The organism is Nostoc sp. (assembly GCF_036917355.1).
Classification (GTDB): Bacteria; Cyanobacteriota; Cyanobacteriia; order Cyanobacteriales; family Nostocaceae; genus Nostoc.
Map to the genome: position 1 here is coordinate 62,758 of NZ_JBALDP010000005.1, position 20,648 is coordinate 83,405.

Annotated in this window: 20 protein-coding genes; 15 read left to right on the top strand and 5 right to left on the bottom strand. The window is 43.0% G+C overall.

Annotated elements, in window-relative coordinates; translation table 11 throughout:
• Window positions 1-332: 332 nt before the first annotated feature.
• The 6 genes from trpA (at window position 333) to V7K53_RS01205 (ending at window position 8,375) form a co-directional block, all read left to right on the top strand.
• Window positions 333-1,154 carry a tryptophan synthase subunit alpha gene (gene trpA, locus V7K53_RS01180; protein ID WP_335195866.1) on the top strand — a complete coding sequence of 274 codons (822 nt, stop codon included), beginning with the start codon at window positions 333-335 and terminating at the stop codon, window positions 1,152-1,154.
• A gap of 380 nt (window positions 1,155-1,534) precedes the next feature.
• Entirely contained in the window at window positions 1,535-2,758 is a 1,224-nt protein-coding gene (locus V7K53_RS01185; protein WP_335195867.1) for a tyrosinase family protein, read from the top strand.
• A gap of 248 nt (window positions 2,759-3,006) precedes the next feature.
• Window positions 3,007-4,236 carry a tryptophan synthase subunit beta gene (gene trpB, locus V7K53_RS01190; protein WP_335195868.1) on the top strand — a complete coding sequence of 410 codons (1,230 nt, stop codon included), beginning with the start codon at window positions 3,007-3,009 and terminating at the stop codon, window positions 4,234-4,236.
• 53 nt (window positions 4,237-4,289) lie between these two features.
• A complete protein-coding gene (gene trpD, locus V7K53_RS01195; RefSeq protein WP_335195869.1) occupies window positions 4,290-5,405 on the top strand; it encodes an anthranilate phosphoribosyltransferase in 1,116 nt (371 codons plus the stop codon).
• A 121-nt stretch (window positions 5,406-5,526) separates the two neighbouring features.
• Window positions 5,527-6,597: a 3-deoxy-7-phosphoheptulonate synthase gene (gene aroF, locus V7K53_RS01200; protein WP_335195870.1), complete on the top strand. Its 1,071-nt coding sequence runs from the start codon at window positions 5,527-5,529 to the stop codon at window positions 6,595-6,597.
• A 461-nt stretch (window positions 6,598-7,058) separates the two neighbouring features.
• Complete coding sequence (locus V7K53_RS01205; protein WP_335195871.1) at window positions 7,059-8,375, top strand: alkaline phosphatase PhoX; 1,317 nt, start codon at window positions 7,059-7,061, stop codon at window positions 8,373-8,375.
• 253 nt (window positions 8,376-8,628) lie between these two features.
• Here V7K53_RS01205 and V7K53_RS01210 read toward each other — a convergent pair whose 3' ends face one another.
• The gene (locus tag V7K53_RS01210; RefSeq protein WP_335195872.1) at window positions 8,629-9,441 is read right to left on the bottom strand and encodes an SDR family NAD(P)-dependent oxidoreductase; all 813 of its coding nucleotides are present in this window, start codon (window positions 9,439-9,441) and stop codon (window positions 8,629-8,631) included.
• A gap of 428 nt (window positions 9,442-9,869) precedes the next feature.
• On the opposite strand from V7K53_RS01210, the gene V7K53_RS01215 reads away from it, so the two are divergent.
• The 3 genes from V7K53_RS01215 to V7K53_RS33965 all read left to right on the top strand — a co-directional run bounded on the left by V7K53_RS01215 (window position 9,870) and on the right by V7K53_RS33965 (window position 11,474).
• Window positions 9,870-10,847 (top strand): threo-3-hydroxy-L-aspartate ammonia-lyase, encoded by a 978-nt coding sequence (locus V7K53_RS01215; RefSeq protein ID WP_335195873.1) that lies wholly within the window; start codon window positions 9,870-9,872, stop codon window positions 10,845-10,847.
• A 148-nt stretch (window positions 10,848-10,995) separates the two neighbouring features.
• Complete coding sequence (locus tag V7K53_RS01220) at window positions 10,996-11,220, top strand: hypothetical protein (protein ID WP_334840469.1); 225 nt, start codon at window positions 10,996-10,998, stop codon at window positions 11,218-11,220.
• 137 nt (window positions 11,221-11,357) lie between these two features.
• Window positions 11,358-11,474 carry a type II toxin-antitoxin system RelE family toxin gene (locus tag V7K53_RS33965; protein ID WP_442940459.1) on the top strand — a complete coding sequence of 39 codons (117 nt, stop codon included), beginning with the start codon at window positions 11,358-11,360 and terminating at the stop codon, window positions 11,472-11,474.
• A gap of 118 nt (window positions 11,475-11,592) precedes the next feature.
• On the opposite strand, the gene V7K53_RS01225 is transcribed toward V7K53_RS33965, so the two are convergent.
• Window positions 11,593-12,006: a hypothetical protein gene (locus V7K53_RS01225; protein ID WP_229501192.1), complete on the bottom strand. Its 414-nt coding sequence runs from the start codon at window positions 12,004-12,006 to the stop codon at window positions 11,593-11,595.
• Between the two features lie 431 nt (window positions 12,007-12,437).
• On the opposite strand from V7K53_RS01225, the gene V7K53_RS01230 reads away from it, so the two are divergent.
• Window positions 12,438-12,578, top strand: a complete 141-nt coding sequence (locus tag V7K53_RS01230; protein ID WP_335195874.1) for a hypothetical protein — start codon at window positions 12,438-12,440, stop codon at window positions 12,576-12,578.
• Here the strand turns inward: V7K53_RS01230 and V7K53_RS01235 are convergent.
• On the bottom strand, window positions 12,566-12,871 hold the full coding sequence (locus V7K53_RS01235; RefSeq protein ID WP_335188533.1) for a helix-turn-helix domain-containing protein: 306 nt from the start codon (window positions 12,869-12,871) through the stop codon (window positions 12,566-12,568). The genes V7K53_RS01230 and V7K53_RS01235 overlap by 13 nt on opposite strands.
• The gene (locus V7K53_RS01240; protein WP_335195875.1) at window positions 12,868-13,230 is read right to left on the bottom strand and encodes a type II toxin-antitoxin system RelE/ParE family toxin; all 363 of its coding nucleotides are present in this window, start codon (window positions 13,228-13,230) and stop codon (window positions 12,868-12,870) included. The genes V7K53_RS01235 and V7K53_RS01240 overlap by 4 nt, the downstream gene beginning before the upstream one ends.
• Window positions 13,231-13,346: 116 nt before the next feature.
• On the opposite strand from V7K53_RS01240, the gene V7K53_RS01245 reads away from it, so the two are divergent.
• From V7K53_RS01245 to V7K53_RS01265, 5 genes are all read left to right on the top strand, one after another.
• Window positions 13,347-13,595: a hypothetical protein gene (locus tag V7K53_RS01245; protein ID WP_335188529.1), complete on the top strand. Its 249-nt coding sequence runs from the start codon at window positions 13,347-13,349 to the stop codon at window positions 13,593-13,595.
• Window positions 13,596-13,715: 120 nt separating this feature from the next.
• A complete protein-coding gene (locus V7K53_RS01250; RefSeq protein ID WP_335195876.1) occupies window positions 13,716-15,023 on the top strand; it encodes an amino acid permease in 1,308 nt (435 codons plus the stop codon).
• A 151-nt stretch (window positions 15,024-15,174) separates the two neighbouring features.
• On the top strand, window positions 15,175-15,720 hold the full coding sequence (locus V7K53_RS01255; protein WP_334899208.1) for an RNA 2'-phosphotransferase: 546 nt from the start codon (window positions 15,175-15,177) through the stop codon (window positions 15,718-15,720).
• 333 nt (window positions 15,721-16,053) lie between these two features.
• Window positions 16,054-17,271: a lipid-A-disaccharide synthase-related protein gene (locus V7K53_RS01260; protein WP_335195877.1), complete on the top strand. Its 1,218-nt coding sequence runs from the start codon at window positions 16,054-16,056 to the stop codon at window positions 17,269-17,271.
• Between the two features lie 123 nt (window positions 17,272-17,394).
• Window positions 17,395-19,134, top strand: a complete 1,740-nt coding sequence (locus tag V7K53_RS01265) for an ABC transporter ATP-binding protein (protein WP_335195878.1) — start codon at window positions 17,395-17,397, stop codon at window positions 19,132-19,134.
• A gap of 69 nt (window positions 19,135-19,203) precedes the next feature.
• On the opposite strand, the gene V7K53_RS01270 is transcribed toward V7K53_RS01265, so the two are convergent.
• Window positions 19,204-20,412 (bottom strand): NupC/NupG family nucleoside CNT transporter, encoded by a 1,209-nt coding sequence (locus V7K53_RS01270; RefSeq protein ID WP_335195907.1) that lies wholly within the window; start codon window positions 20,410-20,412, stop codon window positions 19,204-19,206.
• Window positions 20,413-20,648: the final 236 nt, after the last annotated feature.

Here is a 20,648-nt window from a genome sequence, read left to right on the forward strand (position 1 = left end):
AAGCTTTGATACTCGACGACGGAGTTCAAAGACTCGTTAACGGAGATAAAAGACTCATTCACGAGTATAAAAGACTCGTTCACGGAGATAAAAGACTCGTTAACGGAGCTAAAAGACTCGTTCACGAGTATAAAAGCCTCGTTAACGGAGATAAAAGCCTCGTTCACGAGTATAAAAGACTCGTTCACGGAGATAAAAGACTCATTAACGGAGATAAAAGCCTCATTCACGAGTATCAAAGACTCATTAACAAAAAATTTAGCATGGGCATCGCTAATTGTTAAGTGTCAATTATTCTAAAACTATTAAACAATCATTAACTATTTTTCAGCATGACCTCTATTTCCGATTCCTTTCAAACTTTACGCGATCGCCAACAGTGTGCTTTAATCCCTTTTATCACAGCAGGCGATCCTAACTTAGAAACCACTGCCGAAGCCTTACGTATCTTAGATCGCAACGGTGCTGACTTTATTGAATTAGGCATTCCCTACTCCGATCCTCTCGCAGATGGGCCTGTGATTCAAGCGGCAGCAACCCGCGCTTTACAAAAAGGCACGACATTAGAGCAAGTGCTAGAGATGTTACACGTAGTGATTCCTAGCCTCAAAGCGCCGATAATTCTATTTGCTTACTACAATCCCATTTTGCACCGGGGTATTAAGTCGTTTTTAGCGCAAATTGCCGTTGCTGGGGTGCAAGGGTTGGTAGTACCAGACTTACCCTTAGAAGAAGCAGAAGAATTAATACAGACTGCTGCTTCTTTTGGAATTGAGGTAATTTTACTCGTAGCTCCTACCAGTTCTCAAGATAGAATTGTTGCGATCGCTCGTCAATCTCAGGGTTTTATCTATCTAGTTAGTGTTACAGGCGTTACAGGTATCCGCCCTCAAATCCAAAACCGCGTAGAGCATTTAATTACCGAGTTGCGAAGCGTCACCGATAAACACATCGGCGTTGGTTTTGGCATCTCCGCACCAGAACAGGCACATCAAGTCATGGAATGGGGTGCAGATGCAGTGATTGTTGGCAGCGCCTTTGTCAAACGTTTAGCTGAAGGTAGCCCAACAGAAGGATTGCAAGCCGTAGAAGAATTTTGTCGAGAACTTAAAACAGCCATTACAGAAAGTCCATCTCTTCAAGAGGTGAGATAAATCCATCCGCAGACTTAGGGTGTATACACAAGTTAAATTACCCCCCTTAATCCCCCCTTGTAAAGGGGGGAAACAAGAAATCTAGTAGTCTGCCAACCCAAAATTGTTAGGTGAAGGCTGGGAAAAGGGGAAAGGTTAAAGGTTAAAGGAGTAAACATCTTCTTTTCCCTTTCCCCCTTGCCCTTTACCCCGCCAAGTTTCCTTGGCGAACTACTAGTTCCCTCCCCCTTAGAAAGGTGGTAAACAAGAAATCTAGTTCCCTCCCCAATACATACGGGGAGGGTTAGGGTGGGGTAAAACCAGGTGAGTAAACTATTTCAGACTTGTGTATACACCGTAGCGCCCCTCTGCTCCCCTGCCCCTCTGCTTCCATTAAGATAATGAAATCCCTACTGAAATCTGTCAAAATATTAATTTATAGCATACTTATAGTTAGCACGTGTGCGCTTACAGTTTTCGCCCACGATCGCATTAATCACAGACAATACAAATACCATTGGAATCATAATCTTCCAGGGCAATACGCTCACCTAGCTGTAAGAAAGAACGTAACTGACCTGACAGCAGTAGAGAAAACAGCCTTCGTCAAGGCTATCAAAACCTTAAAAACTGTCATACCCGCAGGTAGCAAGGTCAGTATTTACGACCAATTCGTTGCTATACATATAGGGGCAACACGCTTAATTCATAACCATAAAGGACATTCCGATGGTTCCGTTCAAGAACTTGCTCATGAAAATGCCGCATTTTTCCCCTGGCATCGAGAATATATCCGCAGATTTGAACAAGCTTTACAAACAGTAGACCCAACTGTTACTCTGCCATACTGGGATTGGACAGATGCCAAAGCACTTGATGTAATTTTTAATGATGACTTTCTTGGTTCTAACGGTCAAGGAGTAACCATCAAAATTCCAAATCAGGGAAACTTTACAGGCGGCGCTGTGCCTGGGGCTTTTTCGGCTGCAAATGGCTGGGTTATGAATCCAGCATTAAATATTGACCCAGACACCCAAACATCATTAGGTACATCACTTGTCCGCTTTCTCAGACTACCTCCAGCCAGTGATTATCCTGTGCCCAAAATAGATGTTGAGCGTGCCCTTCGTCTTAATAACTATTCTCTATTTCGCCCTGCTTTAGAAGGATTCATCTCTGTAGATGAGCAGGGTAAAGTCACCCCCGGAGGATTTATCCACAATTACATTCATGGTTTAGTCGGTGGGGCACAAATAGACGCAAGCACAAGACCCGTAAAGTTTAAAGGCTTGGGTACTATGAGCAATATCCCAAGTTCGCCTTATGACCCAGTGTTTTGGTTGCATCATGCGAACGTAGACCGACTTTGGGCAGAATGGCAAGAAAACGGTCATCAAGGTAGCGATTTTTATCCTGCCAATGGTCAGCCTTACGGACACAATCTTAAAGACCTAATGTGGCCTTGGGATGGCGGTATGTCTACGCCCAAAGCTACGGCATTAGGAGATTTATTATCCCTATTACCAAATTTTGACTCTAAGGATTTGGTGCGCCCCATAGACGTTTTGAATCACAGAAACCTGGGCTATACCTATAAAACCTGGGAAAGGAAAACGCAAAGATGATTCAGCCGTGGCATAAGTTCTAAAAAGTTAGAACGAGACGCGTAGAACCCCTCTCCAAACCTCTCCCCCGCAGGGAGAGAGGCTTTGATTCTTACTCCCCTGACAGCAACAAAAGTTTTTCCGCTTCCCTCTCCTGGTAGGAGAGGGTTAGGGAGAGGTAGGGAAGGGGTTGGGGGTTAGGTTTAAGAGAAAGTCACACGCGGCGTAACGAAAGTAAAAAATACTTAAACGTAAAAGGATTTTAAACAGTGGTAAGCATACAAGACATCAAGACTGCAACTCAACAACCAGATTCTCTGGGTAGGTTTGGCAAGTTCGGCGGTAAATACGTCCCAGAAACCTTAATGCCTGCATTAAGTGAATTAGAAGCAGCATTTCATCAATATCGCAACGAGCCGAGTTTCCAAGCCGAACTGCAAAACTTATTGCGGGATTATGTAGGACGACCCAGCCCATTATATTTTGCTGAACGTTTGACAACAAACTACGCTAGACCAGATGGCACAGGGCCGCAAATTTATTTAAAGCGCGAGGATTTAAATCATACAGGCGCTCACAAAATTAATAATGCGTTGGCTCAAGTGTTACTCGCTAAACGCATGGGCAAGCAACGAGTGATTGCAGAAACGGGTGCAGGACAACACGGCGTAGCAACTGCAACTGTATGTGCGCGGTTTGGTTTGAAATGTGTGATTTACATGGGCGTTCATGATATGGAACGCCAAGCCCTAAACGTGTTTCGCATGAAATTAATGGGGGCAGAAGTTAGTCCAGTGGAGGCAGGTACGGGAACTCTCAAGGATGCAACTTCGGAAGCAATTCGAGATTGGGTGACAAACGTGGAAACAACCCATTACATCCTGGGTTCCGTTGCCGGGCCTCATCCCTACCCGATGATTGTCCGTGACTTCCACGCGGTAATTGGTGTAGAAACTCGCGCTCAAGCTCAGGAGAAATGGGGAGGATTACCAGATATTCTACTGGCTTGCGTGGGTGGAGGTTCCAACGCGATCGGCTTATTCAATGAGTTTATGCATGAACCTTCGGTGCGTTTAATTGGAGTCGAGGCAGCGGGTGAAGGTGTAGATACAGAAAAACACGCTGCTACCTTGACAAAAGGAAAAATAGGTGTATTGCACGGTGCAATGAGCTATTTATTGCAAGATGATGATGGTCAAGTCATCGAAGCCCATTCAATTAGTGCGGGATTAGATTATCCCGGCGTTGGCCCTGAGCATAGTTATTTAAAGGATCTTGGTCGCGCCGAATATTACAGTGTGACTGATAAACAGGCTTTAGACGCATTTCAAAGACTTTCGCAGCTAGAAGGAATTATCCCAGCATTAGAAACTGCTCATGCGATCGCATATTTAGAAACCCTTTGTCCTCAATTAACAGGCAATCTCCGCATCATCATCAATTGTTCCGGCAGAGGTGACAAAGATGTGCAAACTGTCGCCAAAGTCTTAATTCCTTAATTTTCTCTTCTTGTCGTCATTTGTCCTTCGTGAATTACCAATGACCAATAAATATGATCGCTGTAACGCAAACTCCACCCGATAAAATCTCCATTCCCTCTGAGTTCTACAACTGGCCAGCTTTATTACAACAGTTGTTAAATCGGCAATCGTTGACAGTTTTTCAAGCTGCGGATTTGATGCAAGGTTGGCTCACAGATGCCATTCCCCATGTTCTATCAGGAGCGATTTTAGCCGCAATTCAAGCCAAAGGCGTATCTGCCGAAGAACTAGTTGGCATGGCCACCGTCTTACAATCCCAATCCCCAGTTCCCAGCGATGCACTGAGCCGGTCGTTGTGTTCCCAATTCCCAACTCCCTTAATTGACACCTGTGGAACTGGTGGAGATGGTGCTTCAACCTTTAATATCTCGACTGCTGTCGCCTTTGTGGCCGCTGCCGCCGGGGTAAAGGTTGCCAAGCATGGCAATCGTTCGGCATCCAGCAAGACTGGTTCTGCTGATGTGCTGGAAGCTTTGGGTATAAATCTCAACGCCACTCCTGAAAAAGTGCAAGCCGCAGTTGGCGAAGTTGGAATCACCTTTTTATTTGCTCCCGGCTGGCATCCTGCACTTAAAGCGATCGCTACTTTGCGAAAAACTTTAAAGGTGCGGACTGTTTTTAATTTGCTTGGCCCGCTAGTAAATCCCATGCGACCGACAGGGCAAATTATTGGTGTCAACGACCCGCTTTTACTAGAAGAAATTGTTCAAGCATTATCCCAACTGGGATGTCAGCAAGCGATCGCCCTCCACGGACGGGAACGTTTAGATGAAGCTGGTTTAGCAGATGTCACTGATTTGGCTGTACTCCAAGATAAAAAAGTCCGCTCTTTGACCCTCAATCCTCAAGAACTTGGTTTGAGTTTTGCACCAACGGCGGCGTTGTCTGGTGGAGATGTCCAAGAAAATGCCCAAATCTTGAAGGCAGTTTTGCAAGGTAAAGGCACTCAGGCGCAACAAGATGTAGTTGCTTTAAATACAGCCCTCGCACTCCAAGTTGGTGAAGCTATTCATGGGGAAACCGATGTTTTAGCAGGTTGTGTTAAAGGCATTGCCCTTGCCAAGGAAATTCTGCAAAGCGGCGCGGCTTGGACAAAATTAGAACAACTGGCTGAATTTTTGCACTAGACGAACCTCTCCTCATAGAAGCAATGAAAAAATAAGGTTTTTAAGCCTCTCCCCGAAACGGAGAGAGGTTTGGAGAGGGGTCAATATATTACACCCAAAAACTATACGGAAGGAAAAATAGATGATTATCATACTTAAGAGCGGTACACCTGTTGAGGAAATTACTCGCATTAGCCAAGAACTGAGTGACACTTGGGGAGTCACGGTAGAAAAAAGTGTTGGCACTCATAAAGTTGTACTAGGGCTAATTGGTGATACCACTAGCATTGATAAATTACAGGTTCAGGAATTTAGCCCTTGGATTGAGCAAGTATTACGAGTGCAACAACCTTTCAAGCGAGTAAGCCGAGAATTCCGACATGGAGAAGCCAGCGAGGTTGTTGTACCGACACCTAACGGTCGTGTCTATTTCGGAGAACATCATCCGATTGTAGTGGTAGCCGGGCCTTGTTCTGTTGAAAATGAAGCGATGATTGTCGAAACGGCAAAGCGCGTGAAGGCAGCTGGGGCACAGTTTCTGCGTGGCGGAGCTTACAAACCCCGTACTTCACCCTATGCGTTTCAAGGTTATGGTGAAAGCGCTTTAGATTTATTAGCAGCAGCACGGGAAGCTACTGGTTTGGGTATCGTTACAGAACTAATGGATGCTGCTGATTTATCCGCAGTGGCAAGAGTAGCTGACATCATCCAAATCGGAGCGCGAAATATGCATAACTTTTCGTTGCTGAAAAAGGTAGGCGCTCAAGATAAACCAGTGCTGCTGAAGCGGGGTATGTCTGCCACAATTGACGAGTGGCTGATGGCGGCAGAATATATTATGGCATCTGGAAATCCCAATGTGATTCTTTGCGAGCGAGGAATTAGAACCTTTGATGGTAAATATGCCCGCAATACTTTAGATTTATCAGTGCTTCCGGTGTTGCGATCGCTTACCCATTTACCAATTACGATCGATCCCAGTCATGGTACTGGTAGGTCTGAATATGTGCCATCGATGGCAATGGCTGCGATCGCAGCTGGTACAGATGCCTTAATGATTGAAGTTCACCCGAATCCTGCAAAAGCTTTATCCGATGGCCCCCAATCTCTCACCCCTGAGAAATTTGACCGCTTGGTTCAAGAAATGTCAGTCTTGGGCAAACTAGTCGATCGCTGGCCTACACCTGTATTGGATCGTATTGGTGGGCGTTGAATTCTGAATCAAGATGCTCTAGTAGTCTGCCAACCCAAAAATGCTAAGTGAGGACTGGGAAAAGGGGAAAGGGAAAAGGTTAAGGGATTTAAACCCTTTCCCCCTTTACCCCGCCAAGTTTCCTTGGCGAACTACTAGTGCGATCGCTTAAGGGTACGCGGACTCGCACTCAGTGAAGGATACCCTGCGGAGTCTTGCTCCAGACCCGCCAATATAAACCCCCATCCAATCATGATTGGGTGGGGGTTTTAAACCTTGTTGTTCATTCGCTTTTTCGTACAAAATTCATTCTGAATTCTGTTTAGATAAAACTTATATGCATCAATTTGGCCGATTTTGGAAAGATTTTATATAAATTCATCTTTGATTAACTCACCCTAAATTAAATAAAGCATTACCCAAACTTAATCACAATCAAATATTTTTTCTTCAGCATTATCTTAAGTAACCAAATCATCCCCATGACACTCTCAAGACGTAAATTCTTTGCAGTAGCAGGTACTACTGCTGTCGGCACTTTGATGGTGTCTCCTTTGGAAGGTCTTCTTGCCAGAAAAGCCTTTGGTAAAAAACTTGGTAAAGGATATGGGCCACTTTTACCAGATCCCAACCGTTTGTTAGATTTACCAAGCGGATTTGAGTATCAAGTTATCTCTCGCACTGGAACCCTGATGAGCGATGGCAATCTAGAGCCTAGTAATCATGATGGTATGGCAGCCTTCCCTGGCCCCAAAAACACAACCATTCTGGTTCGCAATCACGAACTTAGCATCAATTCTGGTACACGAGTACAAGTACCAAATCCCTACGATCCCATTTGCAGAGGTGGCACTACGACTCTGGTTGTTGGACGCGATCGCCAGTTGATAAAACAGTTCAGCTCTCTCGGCGGAACCATTCGTAACTGTGCTGGTGGTTTAACTCCTTGGGGTTCATGGATTAGCTGTGAAGAAGATACAACTATACCAAGTGCAACTAATGGAGTCACAAAGTTACACGGTTATAACTTTGAGGTTCCAGCTAGCGCCACCTCTCCTGTAGACCCAGTGCCTCTAGTTGCGATGGGACGGTTTAATCATGAGGCTATAGCTGTAGATCCCAAAACTGGATATGTCTATCAAACTGAAGATAAAGGAGATAGCCTCTTCTACCGTTTTATCCCGAAAGTTCCTGGTCGGTTAAAAGAAGGAGGCATTCTTCAAGCTCTAAGGATTGTAGGTAGACCAGGAGTCAACACCAAGACCGGTTTCGTAGTAGGACAGAAGTTGTCTGTAGATTGGGTGAATATTCCTGACCCCAACCCAACAACTACAGATAATGTCAGAGTGCAAGGGCGCAACTTAGGTGCAGCCCAGTTTAGCCGTGGGGAAGGCATTTATTATGAAGACAACAAGGATAAGAAGGACAAGAAAGGCAAAGGAGAATTTTACTTTACTGCTACAGATGGTGGTCCTGTAGGCGGTGGTCAGGTATGGCGCTACATTCCAGGTGAAGAGACAATTGAATTGTTTGTCGAGTCTCAATCTAAAGATGAACTCGATATGCCCGATAACTTAGTTGTAGCACCTTTTGGCGATCTGATTCTCTGTGAGGACGGAGACGGTGACAATTTCTTGATTGGTATTACTCCCAGTGGTGAAATCTACAAATTTGCACGTAATGCCCTCCAAACAGGTGAGTTTGCTGGAGCCTGTTTCTCACCTGATGGTCGTACTTTGTTCGTCAACATTCAAAGCCCTGGTATTACTTTAGCTATCTGGGGCCCTTGGAAGAAGTAATAGAGGCTACACGAAATCTCTTCGGTAGTAGAAAACAGGTTTCTTATACACCGTGAAAAGTCAGTAAAACAGTTAGAGACTTCCAAAGAAAAAGTCTCTAACTGTATTTTTGTAGGATGGGTAATTTATTAGTTGGAATTACTAAAGCGAAATCTTAGCTGATTTTTGGCAAATGCTTAAACCAGAACAATAAATTATGTCGTCTAAAAAATTCATTGTTCGGGTCTTCTTGAAAAGAGTATAAAATTTACAACTACCTCTTTTTTTGGAGTTCGTGCATACTTCTAACAACCTTTGTAACTAAATTTCTGGGCGTAAATCTGACGCTTTCAGTTAATATCTTATTTCTCATCCCAGGAACAACAACAGTTTTGTTTTTCATTAAGCCCCGATAACCAATCCTAGCAACGGTTTCCGTATCCATCATTCTGTTAACGTTAGCAATCTTTGAATCTTCCATTGCAGCATTTTGTTGGAATTCCGATGCTGTTGGGCCTGGACAAAGAACAGTTACGTTGACACCTGTGCCCTCTAATTCATTCGCGATCGCTTCTGAAAATGATAATACATAGGCTTTAGTAGCAAAATAAACTGCCATTAAAGGCCCCGGTTGAAAAGCAGCCGCCGAGGCCACATTTAATATTTTTCCATAGTTTTGCTCGACCATATCTTTGAGGAACAACTTTGTTAAATGAGTCAGGCTAACCATATTTACCTGAAGCATTTTCAATTCAGTGCTGAGGTCTGTTTCGCTAAATGCTCCATAAGTACCAAAGCCAGCATTGTTAACTAGCACATCAATCTTGATGGATGCTTGCTGTAATTCTGTAAAAATTTCTTCTGGGGATGTGGGGATAGATAAATCCTTAACAAAAATTTTGACAAAAATGCCAAACTTTTGGGGAAATTCATCTACAATTTCAATAAGTTTTTGTTCATTCTTATCTACTAATACAAGATTATAATTATGACGGGCAAAAATCTGGGTTAATTGATAACCTATACCACTAGCCGCTCCTGTAATTAGAGCAGTTCTTTTTTGCCGACTTCCGTATGTTTGATTCATGTTAAAAAAATGGCGAACTTGAGTTAATTAATTTAACAAAAAGAATTCAGAAGTCAGGAGATAACAATTCAGAATGTAATTTAAATTGGTTTAAATTTCCCGTTAATATGTTCTGACTTCTGGATTCTTATTTAACGTTTATAAATTTAGCTACAGCAATATATAATGTCTGCTGTAGCTATTTTTATGGTGAAAAAAAATGATGCTATCCACCTGAAATGAGTATGCTTAAATCCAGGATATTAGGTGCAAATAGAAAAATCTGTATCTATATAAACAAGAGCAAGAATATTTAATCTCATTGTCAGAATTCAGCACCCAAGAGTCGGATTTTAGAAAGAATCTAGTATACTTAGTATATTTGTTATCAAATATTTTGCTGATTTTTTTAACTATTCTTATTCCTGAATTCTTACATATTGTCATCAATGACACAACCTAATTCCGTTGCTATAAGTGACGTGCAAGCAGCACAAAAGCGAATTTTAGGGATTGCCCATCGCACACCTGTACTAACATCTAGAATCGTTAACGATCGCACCAATAGCCAAGTGTTTTTTAAGTGCGAAAACTTTCAACGCACGGGGGCATTTAAATTTAGAGGCGCATACAACGCCCTAGCCCAACTATCGGTAGCAGAAAAACAAACAGGCGTTCTCACCTATTCGTCGGGAAATCATGCCCAAGCGATCGCTTTAGCTGGACAATTACTAAATATTCCCACCACCATTGTCATGCCTGATGATGCTCCCGCTGTCAAACAAACTGCTACTCGTGGTTATGGTGCAGAGATAATTTTGTACAATCGCCAAGAAACAAACCGAGAAGAATTAGCCCAAAATTTAGCAGATGAGCGCTCTTTGACACTCATTCCCCCTTACGATCATCCTCATGTAGTCGCCGGACAGGGGACAACTGCTTTAGAATTAATCCAAGAAGTTGGTGAGTTAGACTTACTATTAGTTTGTTGTGGCGGTGGCGGATTACTTTCAGGATGTGCGATCGCAGCCAAGTCACTTTTACCCAATTGTAAAGTCATCGGGGTAGAACCAGCCCTTGCCGATGATGCTACCCGCTCCTTTCACACCAAAACCTTACAAACAGTCAAAAATCCTAATACCATCGCTGATGGCGCGCGAACTCCTAGCCTTGGTAAAATTACTTTCCCCTTGGTGCTGCATTACGTCGATGATATGGTGACGGTATCGGAAGAGGCGATTCTTCGCACCATGTTTTTCTTGTGGGAACGTCTGAAAATTGTCGTTGAACCTACGGGAGTACTTGCAGCAGCAGCCTTACTCGAAGGTGTGGTGACAGCACCAGAGGCGAGAGTTGGTGTCATCATTAGCGGTGGAAATGTAGATTTGGCGCAAGTTGGTAAATTGTTTTCTGTGGGATTGGATTGAAAAGTTAAATTCCCAGCAAAGTTTCTACGCAAATTGGACATTTATTCAGTTAAACGGCTATCGGATCGGCTGTACAGTAAAATTATACTGATAGGCTATAGTAACTTTATTGAAGCAAAACTCACTATATGTTGGAATTGAGATAAAAATGGAAACTACAACGAGAAAAAAAGCTTTAATCAAAGCTATTTATGAGCGATTAGAACAAGCTTATGAAGATACTTTAGAGGATGTCATAGAACTTTTAGACATTCGTAAAGCAGAAGACCAAGAGGATATTAAAGCTTTACATGAAGAACGGGAAGATATTAAGAAAAATGGCACTATTCCTTGGGAGCAAGTTAAACGAGAATTAGACAGTGAATCAATATAAAATTGAATTTTCTAATGCTGCATTTAAATAACTTAAAAAATTACCTATAAAAGTACGGACAAGGATACAAACAAAAATTGACGATCTAGCTGATAATCCCCGCCCTAACGGCATTGTTAAGCTAGAAGATTCGGACAATGGTTATCGAATCCGAGTCGGCAGTTACCGGAGTTATATACGATATTTTTGATGATGTATTACTAGTTAGTGTTGTGAAAGTAGCGCATCGTAAACAGGTTTACCGCGACGAGTAAGACAGCAACACTAATAGCAGGATAAAAGCTTTATATTCATACTCTCATATCGTATATCGCACTTTTGCTAATGGGGCTGACGTGAAGATGGTGCGTTAGGCTAAAGCCGTAACACACGCTATGCTTTTACTTTGCCATTGCTATTCACACCAACAATCATTGACGGTGGCTCATTACTAACAATTGGCGATTCACCTCGCAATCCCTTGCGGCGTTGGTTTTTAGGAACTCCTCCCGCCATACCATACTCTACACTGCTTTTGCCATATTTAGCCCCAATGCCCATGAGTATGTGTTCTGTCATGTCTGCTAACTGCTGCTCTGTTTCTAACATTTCACGGTATATCTTATCTAGGTTAGAAAGCGCAGTGTTGTAAGTATTTTCTTTATTTCGCATTGTCTCAATTAGGCTTGAGTAGGCAAATAAAGTGAGTCCATTACTCACATCTAAGTTTGGATCAATTGAACTGATACTGGCTGCACGACGTGCTGCTTTTTCTAGCACTTGGGAAGTTCTTTTTAGTCTAGCCATAAAATGTACCTTTGAATGCGGTTATTTATTTGGTTATCAGTTTTTGAATTCACTGATTTAAGCTTCTTTACTTTAAAAAACTTCCGTATCGATCAGCCTGAGGAAATTCCTGCAAATCTCTATTAGCTTTTATTACACTGTGAATTACTAATAAATCAGTAAATTACGCAAAAAAGAACTCAAACCCCAGTTTGAGAACTCAATATTAGCTTTTGCGTACTAAATATACTCAAATGAGAACTCAAACCCCAGTTTGAGAACTCAATATTAGCTTTTGCGTACTAAATATACTTAAATGAGAACTCAAACCCTAGTTTGAGAACTCAATATTAGCTTTTGCGTACTAAATATACTCAAATGAGAACTCAAACCCCAGTTTGAGAACACAAATCGCGTTATGAGAAGTTTTCAATTTATTACCCCTCGCGGGGATGGAAAAATTGAGCGCAGTTGTCAGTGCAATATCTTCGATGGGCTTCGCCTACGCATCTGCTACTTTACCAGGGGCGATCGCACTTATGGTGATGGGGTTGATGTGGCGACGCTCACCAGTCGAATATCAATCAAACTGAGAAATAACAACCTCTCGATCGGGAAAACGCGCTATGATTGTCAGACTTCCGCCAAGAGATTTAATGTATCGAGAGAGGGTGGATATTTGAATATCATCCTGATGCTCAATTTTTGAAAGTGCCGATTGTACCACTCCCATATTTTTCGCAACATCGCTTTGAGTATGTCCAAGGGACTCTCGAAGTTCAGAAAGTGTCAATTTGAGCAATGCAAGGTTTGCTTGCATCTCACTTTCTGCTTGTTGTTCAGGAGTCATTTTTTTGCGAAGTTCATTAAATGGCTTCGTCTTCATAGGAACCCTTCTGTTTTTAATTCTTCTAAATGTTCGTCATATAATAACGTATCTGCTTTTGGCACATTCTCCTCGTACCAGCGATCGTCTCCTCCCTTGTTTCCTCCAAGAAGAAGAATGGCGACTCTCCTTGGATCAAATGCATAGAGTATTCGGTACGGTTCTCCTCTGTGTTGCACCCTCAACTCTCTCATGTGGGAATGACGTGAGCCGTTTATTTTTGAACTGTAGGGAAAAGGAAGTTCTGGCCCCCGCGCCTCAAGTAGTCGCACTACTGTATCTATTGCAACTTGGGTGCTGTCGTCTAGCTCAACCCACCACATTTCAAACTCGTTTGTGAATTCTACCTCCCACGTCATTATTACTTATACATATTTTCACGAGAATATCACCTTTAACTCATATTATGACTGTATCTGTGCAGAGGCAAGTAAACAAAGAATATTCTTAAACTTGGCGATGTCTACGACGGGCTATGACGCTCGATGACTCGCTACCGCTTCTCTACGAGACGCTACGCGTAGCTTGCTTCTCCGTTCGCGTAGCGTTCCGCAGGAAAGGAGTACGCTATCGGCGTCGCACTTCTGGTGATGGGGTGATGTGGGCGATCGCACTCCTGTTCTGTCTTCTTCTAACGGTACAATTTCTCTGGGTTTTTCTCTACGTGGTCTATTTAATTAATAAAGTGCTACAAGTGACATTTGTAATCCAAAAATTGTGTTGATAATGAAGTAGCGATCGCTTATTTAGCAGAAAATTTGCTTGAAAAACCAAGAAAATCAGGGCTTTTACGAATAATATTTACGTATGTTAATATTGTTTGGTTTAGGTACGGATATTCAGTATGGTTCCCATAAAGACCGTTCTAAAAAATTCAGAGCAAGTCACTCAGTTGTTTTCTCATCTCGAATTTGATGGCAAAAAACTCAATCATCAACCGGGTAGTGTATTTGGAAGTAGTGCATTGATTGCAGGAACCACTGTTGGGGCTGGGATTCTCGCTCTACCAGCCGTTACCCTGCCATCGGGTATTGTGCCATCCACATCTGGACTAATTGCTGTTTGGCTCTACGCTTTAGTGTCAGGGTTATTGGTTGCAGAAGTTACCTTAAACACGATGCGAACAGAAGGGCTTTCAAGTATAGGTTTTTTAGGAGTTGTTGAAAAGATCCTTGGTAAGGTGGGAGCGCGAATTGCTGGCGGTGCATATTTATTCATGCATTATGCTCTCTTGGTGGCATACATCACCGAAGGCGGAGAGATTTTAGGAGTGGCGGTGGCAAAAGTCTGGGGTATGCAGATATTGCCGACGTGGGTGGGCACAATGGCTTTCACGTTCTTATTTGGTGGCATTATGTATCTTGGGCGAGAAAAGTTTATTGAGAAATTAAACAGCGCCTTTGTTGGAATTGTGATCGTTTCTTTCTTAGGACTATTATTTCTAGGAGGAAGGCATATTCAGAGTGCCCAACTATTATTTCAAAACTGGAGTGCCCTTGGTAGTGCCATTTCAGTGATGTCTGTGGCGCTGTTTTTCCAAAACGTTGTGCCATTGGTTGTGACGCAACTCGAAGGGGATGCCCGCAAAATTCGTCAGTCCATCTTTATTGGTTCTGTAATTCCTTTAATTATGTTCTTGGCTTGGAATGCCGTAATTTTAGGAAGCGTCAGTCCCGATATGCTAGATAGCACATCCGATGGAACAAGTGTTTTCGATCCACTACAAATTCTCCGAGGAGGTAGTGCGGGGCAATGGTTAGGAGTGCTAGTATCCATTTTTTCAGAGTTTGCGATCGTTACATCATTCATTGGATTTGTGTACGGGTTGCTGGATTTGTTCAAAGATATTTTCCTACCTGCACAGTGGCAACTTTCTAGCCGCTTACCCCTCTATTCCCTGGTTCTTTTCCCGCCGATGACTCTCGGAACGCTTAACCCCAGCATCTTTTTTACTGCCCTAGATTACACTGGAACATTTAGTATTTCAGTTCTAGGTGGAATTATTCCGGCGTTAATGAGTTGGAAGCAACGGGAAAACTCAGATAGCACAAATCAACCACTCGTTCCTGGCGGAAAGGTGACACTCATTGCGATCGTTGGAGTGGCATTAGCTATGATGGGAAGACAAATTCTGTCAATTTACACAAAATAAAACCATCAATAAAAATCTGATACTACAAAAAAATCTATTGTAGTATAAATATATTAACCACAATCAAACTGCAACATGAGAGTCAAATGACTAATGACTAATAACCAATGACTAATGACCAATGACTAATAACCAATGACTACTTAATCAAATGAGTGATTCTCGACTCGTCAAAATCAGCAAATATCTCAGCAAATATCTGCGACATACGCCAGATGCCATTGGCATTAAACTTGCTCCTGGTGGTTGGGTTGCTGTTGATGACTTACTTACCGCTTGTGCTCAAAATAAGTTTCCGATTACCCGCCAGGAATTACAGGTGGTAGTTGAATTCAACGAGAAACAACGCTTTTCTTTTGATTCTACAGGTAATCTTATTCGTGCAAACCAAGGACATAGTGTAAAAGTCGATTTACAATTAGAAGCTGTTGTTCCTCCAGATCGGCTTTATCACGGCACAGGACGCAAATCTGTAGAGTTAATTCTGCAAACAGGACTTTGCAAAATGTCGCGACATCATGTCCATTTATCAAAGGATATAGAAACAGCACAAACTGTTGGTGCAAGGCATGGAAAACCAGTGGTTTTTGCTGTAAATACTGCGGCAATGCATCAAGCGGGTTATATCTTCTATTGTTCTGCTAATGGTGTTTGGTTAGTCGATTGTGTGCCACCTGAGTATCTACAAAAAATTTGAATTTTAACAAAATAGAATATTTAACCTATATTTGCCAAGAAGTTACATAATGCAGAAGTTGCAACAATTACTGCATATTGGAATTGAACTCAGATGGATGTACCCGTAGCGCTTGTACTCCTAATACTGTATTCTCTGATAGATTAGCATTTGCAAAACCAGGAATTAGCAATAATTCCATTTCGGTTTACACCTGAAAAAGTAACTTTGTAGATTTGTCTATAAAATTACAAACTCTCAATAGTAAAAATACTATCAATTTCTTAGCCTACTCACCCAATGTAGGTTAAAAATCTCACAAAACAAGCATTTTAGACCTATCCAAACCCCAAGATGCCTTCTAAGCGAATCTTGTTTATCAGTAACGGCCACGGAGAGGACAACCATACCTCTCATGTTATTCAGACCCTGCGCCAATTGTGTCCTTCGATTGAGATGGCGGCAATGCCAATTGTGGGAGAAGGAAAAGCTTACCGCAGCTTGGACATTCCCATTATTGGGCCCACACAAGTAATGCCCTCTGGCGGATTCTTTTACATGAAGCGCCTCTATATGCTCAAAGATTTTCAATCGGGATTGATTGGGTTAACGTGGCGACAATTACAAGCGGTGTTGCAGTATGCTCCTAACTGCGATTTAATTATGTCTACTGGGGATTTTGTCTCCCAGACATTTGCTTACTTAACAAAGCGTCCCTTCGTTTCTTTTATTTCCTGTCTTTCTGCCCTCTATGAAGGGCAATTGCGTATCAATCCACTACTGTGGCACGACCTTAATTCTTCCCGATGTCTGGCAGTTTTTACTAGAGATTCCTATACAGCTTCCGATCTCCAACGGCAAGGTATAGCTAAGGCTAGGTTTGGTGGGATTCCGGCTTTAGATCGCGTTGTCCCCACTGGCAAAGACTTGTACCTGAAACCGGATATTCCTGCGATCGCAATCTTACCAGGATCGCGGATGCCGGAAGCCGCGCGAAATTTCAGTTTGCAGTTGCAACTGGTGATAGAAATCGCCAAAATAACGCCTAAGTCAGGATTCCAGTTTCGCGCCGCCTTAGTACCAAATTTGATGGAGCAATTAGACGAAATTGCTAAAAGTCAAGGTTGGCAGCTGAATCAAGGCATACTCAGCTATTTTCCTCCAGGAACTTCTGCTGAAGAATCACCGCTTGTAGAAGTGAGATGTTACTCAGATGCCTTCAGTGATATCTTGTATTACTCTACCCTCGTCATTGGCATGGCAGGGTTGGCAGTGGATTTAGCTGTAGCGATGGGGAAACCTATCATCCAGATTCCTGGAGAGGGTCCTCAATTTACCTATCAATTTGCAGAAGCGCAAACGCGGCTGTCGGGCATTTCGGCTCAAACCATTGGCACTAAGCCAGCAACCCCTGAGATTCTCAAGCAAGCAGCTAAACGAGTAGTCGAAACTTTAGAAGATTCCGACTACCTCGCTAAGTGCAAAGTAAATGGTCCTGAGCGATTTGGCCCACCCGGCGCATCTGAGAGAATTGCCCGCTTTCTACTAAACTCTTTAGGAGAAACTGAGTAGAAATTGCGTCAGAATTCAGGAGTCGGCACGGTTCGGTAACATGATGTGGTAGGCTAACGCCGTAATGCATCTCAATTCTGAATCCTGACTCCTGAATCCTGACTCCTGAATTCTTACTTACTTATGAAAGTCCGCTCTAGTTACTGGCAACTGTTGCCTTATCTCTGGCCCCAATGGCCGCTGTTAATCCGGGGATTGGCTTGTATCTTAGGATTTGTGTTATTCACCCTAGCAGTGCCCTATTTAGCAGGTCAGGTCGCTTTTTATCTTGGCCAGGGAAATGTAAACCGGATTGCCTACTGGCTCGGACTAGCCACTTTAGTATTTTTGGTTCGAGGGCTTTGTCAATACGGGCAGAATGTCTTTATGATCGCTGCTGCCCTGAACATGGTTTTAAACTTGCGTAAGCGGGTTTATGCTCACCTGCACAAACTTGGATTAGATTACTTTGAAACCACGCAGACGGGAGACTTGACTTATCGCCTGACTGAAGATATCGATCGCGTCGGCGAGATTGTGGACAAGTTATCCCATCAGTTTCTTTCCAATTTCTTGCAGTTAATTGCAATTCCCATTTACATGCTCTACCTGAATTGGCCGCTCACTCTTGCGGGTTTGATTTTGGCTCCTTTAATGGCTTGGTTAATCGGGGAATTTGGTCAGCGATTACTCGTGCTATCTCGCCAGAGCCAAAATCAAGTTTCCAATTTGTCGGCGATGCTAACTGAAGTATTTAGCGGGATTCGTGTAGTTCAAGCTTTTGGAGCACAAGAATATGAAGTGAAGCGATTCAATAAAGAAGCAGAAATCAATCGCCAAGCTAAGTATCGCGCTCTACAACTCAAATCAATTCAGTTTCCCGTTGTCGGTTTTTTGGAAGCAGTTAGTATTATACTGCTGTTCTTATTAGGAGGATGGCAGATTTCTCAGGGACAACTGACATCTCAAGGGTTTATCAGTTTCTTAGCTGCTGTGGCTATACTGATTCAGCCAATCGATATGCTGATTAGCAATTACAACGAGTACAAACAGACCGAAGCTTCTGTTGAACGCATCTTTGAACTGATGGCGAAGGAACCTAGTATCAGCGAAAAATCGAATGCTCAGGCAATGCCACGAGTTATGGGCAAGGTAGAGTATCGTCATGTCGATTTCGCCTACAATCCCGATCAGCCAGTGCTTAAGGATCTCTGCTTGAACGCTTCTCCTGGTGATGTGATTGCCTTGGTTGGTTCTTCTGGAGCAGGCAAATCGACGTTAATTAACCTTTTACTTCGCTTTTATGACCCTCAGAGGGGTCAAATTCTAGTCGACGATCTAGATATCCGTGATGTCACACTTACCAGCCTGCGCCATCAAATTGGCATTGTTCCCCAAGATGTTACGCTTTTTTCAGGAACGATCGCTGAAAATATCGGTTACGGTCAAGAAGAATTAGATTTAGCAGCGATTCAGGAAGCAGCCAAGATTGCCAACGCTCACTCCTTTATCACCCAGTTTTCTCAGGGTTATCATACCTGGGTGGGAGAACGCGGAGTTAACCTATCGGGAGGACAACGCCAAAGATTAGCGATCGCCAGAGCAGTTGCCAACGATCCGCGAATTCTCATCTTGGATGAGGCCACCTCTGCCCTCGATTCGGAATCAGAAGCACTAGTTCAAGAAGCACTAGAACGAGTGATGCAAAATCGTACCGTGTTTATTATCGCCCATCGCTTGAGCAGCGTTCGTCGGGCTGACTGCATTCTCGTAATCGAACAAGGAGAGGTGGTTGAAGCTGGTACTCACACTTCCCTCCTGTCTCAAGAAGGACGGTATGCCCGTTTTTACGCTCAACAGTTCTACTCTACAGATGAGTTGTAGTCTGTCAATAAATAATTGATGGATAAATTCCCTGTAGAGACGGCGATTTATCGCGTCTCTCTAACTTTTTCAAATCAACACCCCAGCAATACAAGCGGTGATAAAACCCGCTAACAATCCGCCAATCATTGACCTTACACCCATACGAGCTAAGTCATGCTGGCGATTAGGTGCTATCCCCGCAATGCCGCCAATGGTAATGCCAATTGAACCGATATTTGCAAAGTTACATAATGCGTAAGTTGTAATAATTACTGCACGTTGAGAGATTTTACCACTTTCAATTAGTGCCTTCAAATCCAAAAAAGCAATAAACTCATTGAGAATTGTTTTTGTACCCAACAAAGCCCCAACTTGCCGACAATCAGCCCAAGGTATGCCCATTAGCCACGCCACGGGAGCCATGAGAAAAGACAAAATCCACTGTAGTGAGAGTTGTTGTAAGCCCACAAATGCCCCCAACCATCCCAAAAGTGCATTTAGGGCAGCTAATAATCCTAAAAAAGCGATAATCATCACCCCAACGTTAACTGCTAACTTTACGCCGTCAAGCGCTCCGGTAGTAGCAGCATCAATTACATTTACATAATTGGTTTTTACATCCGCTTTTGCCTTACCAAGCGTCTCTGATACTTCTGTTTCTGGGTAAAGTAATTTTGATACCACCAGCGATGTGGGAGCAGTCATAAAGAAAGCAGCAATCAGGTGTTCTGCTGGGATGCCAAAGGAAAGATATGCTCCTAGTACTCCCGCCGCAATTGTGGCAAAACCACCCGTCATCAAGGCATGGAGTTCCGATTGCGTCATATTCGCTATATAAGGTTTAACCATCAGCGCCGACTCTGTTGGCCCTAAAAAGATATTACCTGCACAAGATAAAGATTCAGAACCCGATGTTTTCATCGTTTTCATCATTACCCAGGCCATCACATTTACGACTCGCTGTAAAATGCCGTAGTAATACAAGACGCTGATGAAGGCAGAGAAAAAGATAATTGTCGGCAGCACTTGGAACGCAAAGAAATGATCCTTAAAATTTTCTCCAAAGACAAATTTGGCACCAACATCAGAAAATGCTAAAAATTGACCGACAATATCTCCCAGAGATTTAAACACATTCAAACCCCAAGGAGTTTTAAGAATCACTAGTGCAAATACAAACTCCAATCCCAAACCCCACGCGACTATGCGCCAACGCACCGCACGACGATTAACAGAGAAGGCGTAGGATATACTGAGAAAAACTAAAATTCCCAACGCAGAGATGGCGCGTTCCATGTTTACTCCCGGAAAGGTATTGTTAAGGCACTTAGTCACAGAGCATACACAAAATCTGCCTTTTTTTGGGGTTTTGTAATCAATTACTAGAGTTTTGATGCTGTAAATAAGAATTTAGCGATGTCTACGACGGTCACTGAGCGCAGCCGAAGTGCGGGCTACGCCTACGCACATTCATATCTTGTTACAAAATAGTCTTCCCAAACCTTAAGCACATTTGTATTAATAGGAACAAT

What these genes read in the sequence shown, in the direction of transcription:
- trpD (WP_335195869.1), top strand. Translation starts at nt 4,290, where the DNA reads ATGATCGCTGTAACGCAAACTCCACCCGATAAAATCTCCATTCCCTCT.
- V7K53_RS01235 (WP_335188533.1), bottom strand. Translation starts at nt 12,871, where the DNA reads ATGAAGACGAAGCCATTTAATGAACTTCGCAAAAAAATGACTCCTGAA.
- V7K53_RS01245 (WP_335188529.1), top strand. Translation starts at nt 13,347, where the DNA reads ATGACGCTCGATGACTCGCTACCGCTTCTCTACGAGACGCTACGCGTA.
- V7K53_RS01270 (WP_335195907.1), bottom strand. Translation starts at nt 20,412, where the DNA reads ATGGAACGCGCCATCTCTGCGTTGGGAATTTTAGTTTTTCTCAGTATA.
- V7K53_RS01265 (WP_335195878.1), top strand. Translation starts at nt 17,395, where the DNA reads ATGAAAGTCCGCTCTAGTTACTGGCAACTGTTGCCTTATCTCTGGCCC.
- V7K53_RS01215 (WP_335195873.1), top strand. Translation starts at nt 9,870, where the DNA reads ATGACACAACCTAATTCCGTTGCTATAAGTGACGTGCAAGCAGCACAA.
- V7K53_RS01185 (WP_335195867.1), top strand. Translation starts at nt 1,535, where the DNA reads ATGAAATCCCTACTGAAATCTGTCAAAATATTAATTTATAGCATACTT.
- V7K53_RS01230 (WP_335195874.1), top strand. Translation starts at nt 12,438, where the DNA reads ATGGAAAAATTGAGCGCAGTTGTCAGTGCAATATCTTCGATGGGCTTC.
- V7K53_RS01255 (WP_334899208.1), top strand. Translation starts at nt 15,175, where the DNA reads ATGAGTGATTCTCGACTCGTCAAAATCAGCAAATATCTCAGCAAATAT.
- V7K53_RS01205 (WP_335195871.1), top strand. Translation starts at nt 7,059, where the DNA reads ATGACACTCTCAAGACGTAAATTCTTTGCAGTAGCAGGTACTACTGCT.
- V7K53_RS01225 (WP_229501192.1), bottom strand. Translation starts at nt 12,006, where the DNA reads ATGGCTAGACTAAAAAGAACTTCCCAAGTGCTAGAAAAAGCAGCACGT.
- V7K53_RS01240 (WP_335195875.1), bottom strand. Translation starts at nt 13,230, where the DNA reads ATGACGTGGGAGGTAGAATTCACAAACGAGTTTGAAATGTGGTGGGTT.
- V7K53_RS01250 (WP_335195876.1), top strand. Translation starts at nt 13,716, where the DNA reads ATGGTTCCCATAAAGACCGTTCTAAAAAATTCAGAGCAAGTCACTCAG.
- V7K53_RS01260 (WP_335195877.1), top strand. Translation starts at nt 16,054, where the DNA reads ATGCCTTCTAAGCGAATCTTGTTTATCAGTAACGGCCACGGAGAGGAC.
- aroF (WP_335195870.1), top strand. Translation starts at nt 5,527, where the DNA reads ATGATTATCATACTTAAGAGCGGTACACCTGTTGAGGAAATTACTCGC.
- V7K53_RS01220 (WP_334840469.1), top strand. Translation starts at nt 10,996, where the DNA reads ATGGAAACTACAACGAGAAAAAAAGCTTTAATCAAAGCTATTTATGAG.
- trpA (WP_335195866.1), top strand. Translation starts at nt 333, where the DNA reads ATGACCTCTATTTCCGATTCCTTTCAAACTTTACGCGATCGCCAACAG.
- V7K53_RS33965 (WP_442940459.1), top strand. Translation starts at nt 11,358, where the DNA reads ATGGTTATCGAATCCGAGTCGGCAGTTACCGGAGTTATATACGATATT.
- V7K53_RS01210 (WP_335195872.1), bottom strand. Translation starts at nt 9,441, where the DNA reads ATGAATCAAACATACGGAAGTCGGCAAAAAAGAACTGCTCTAATTACA.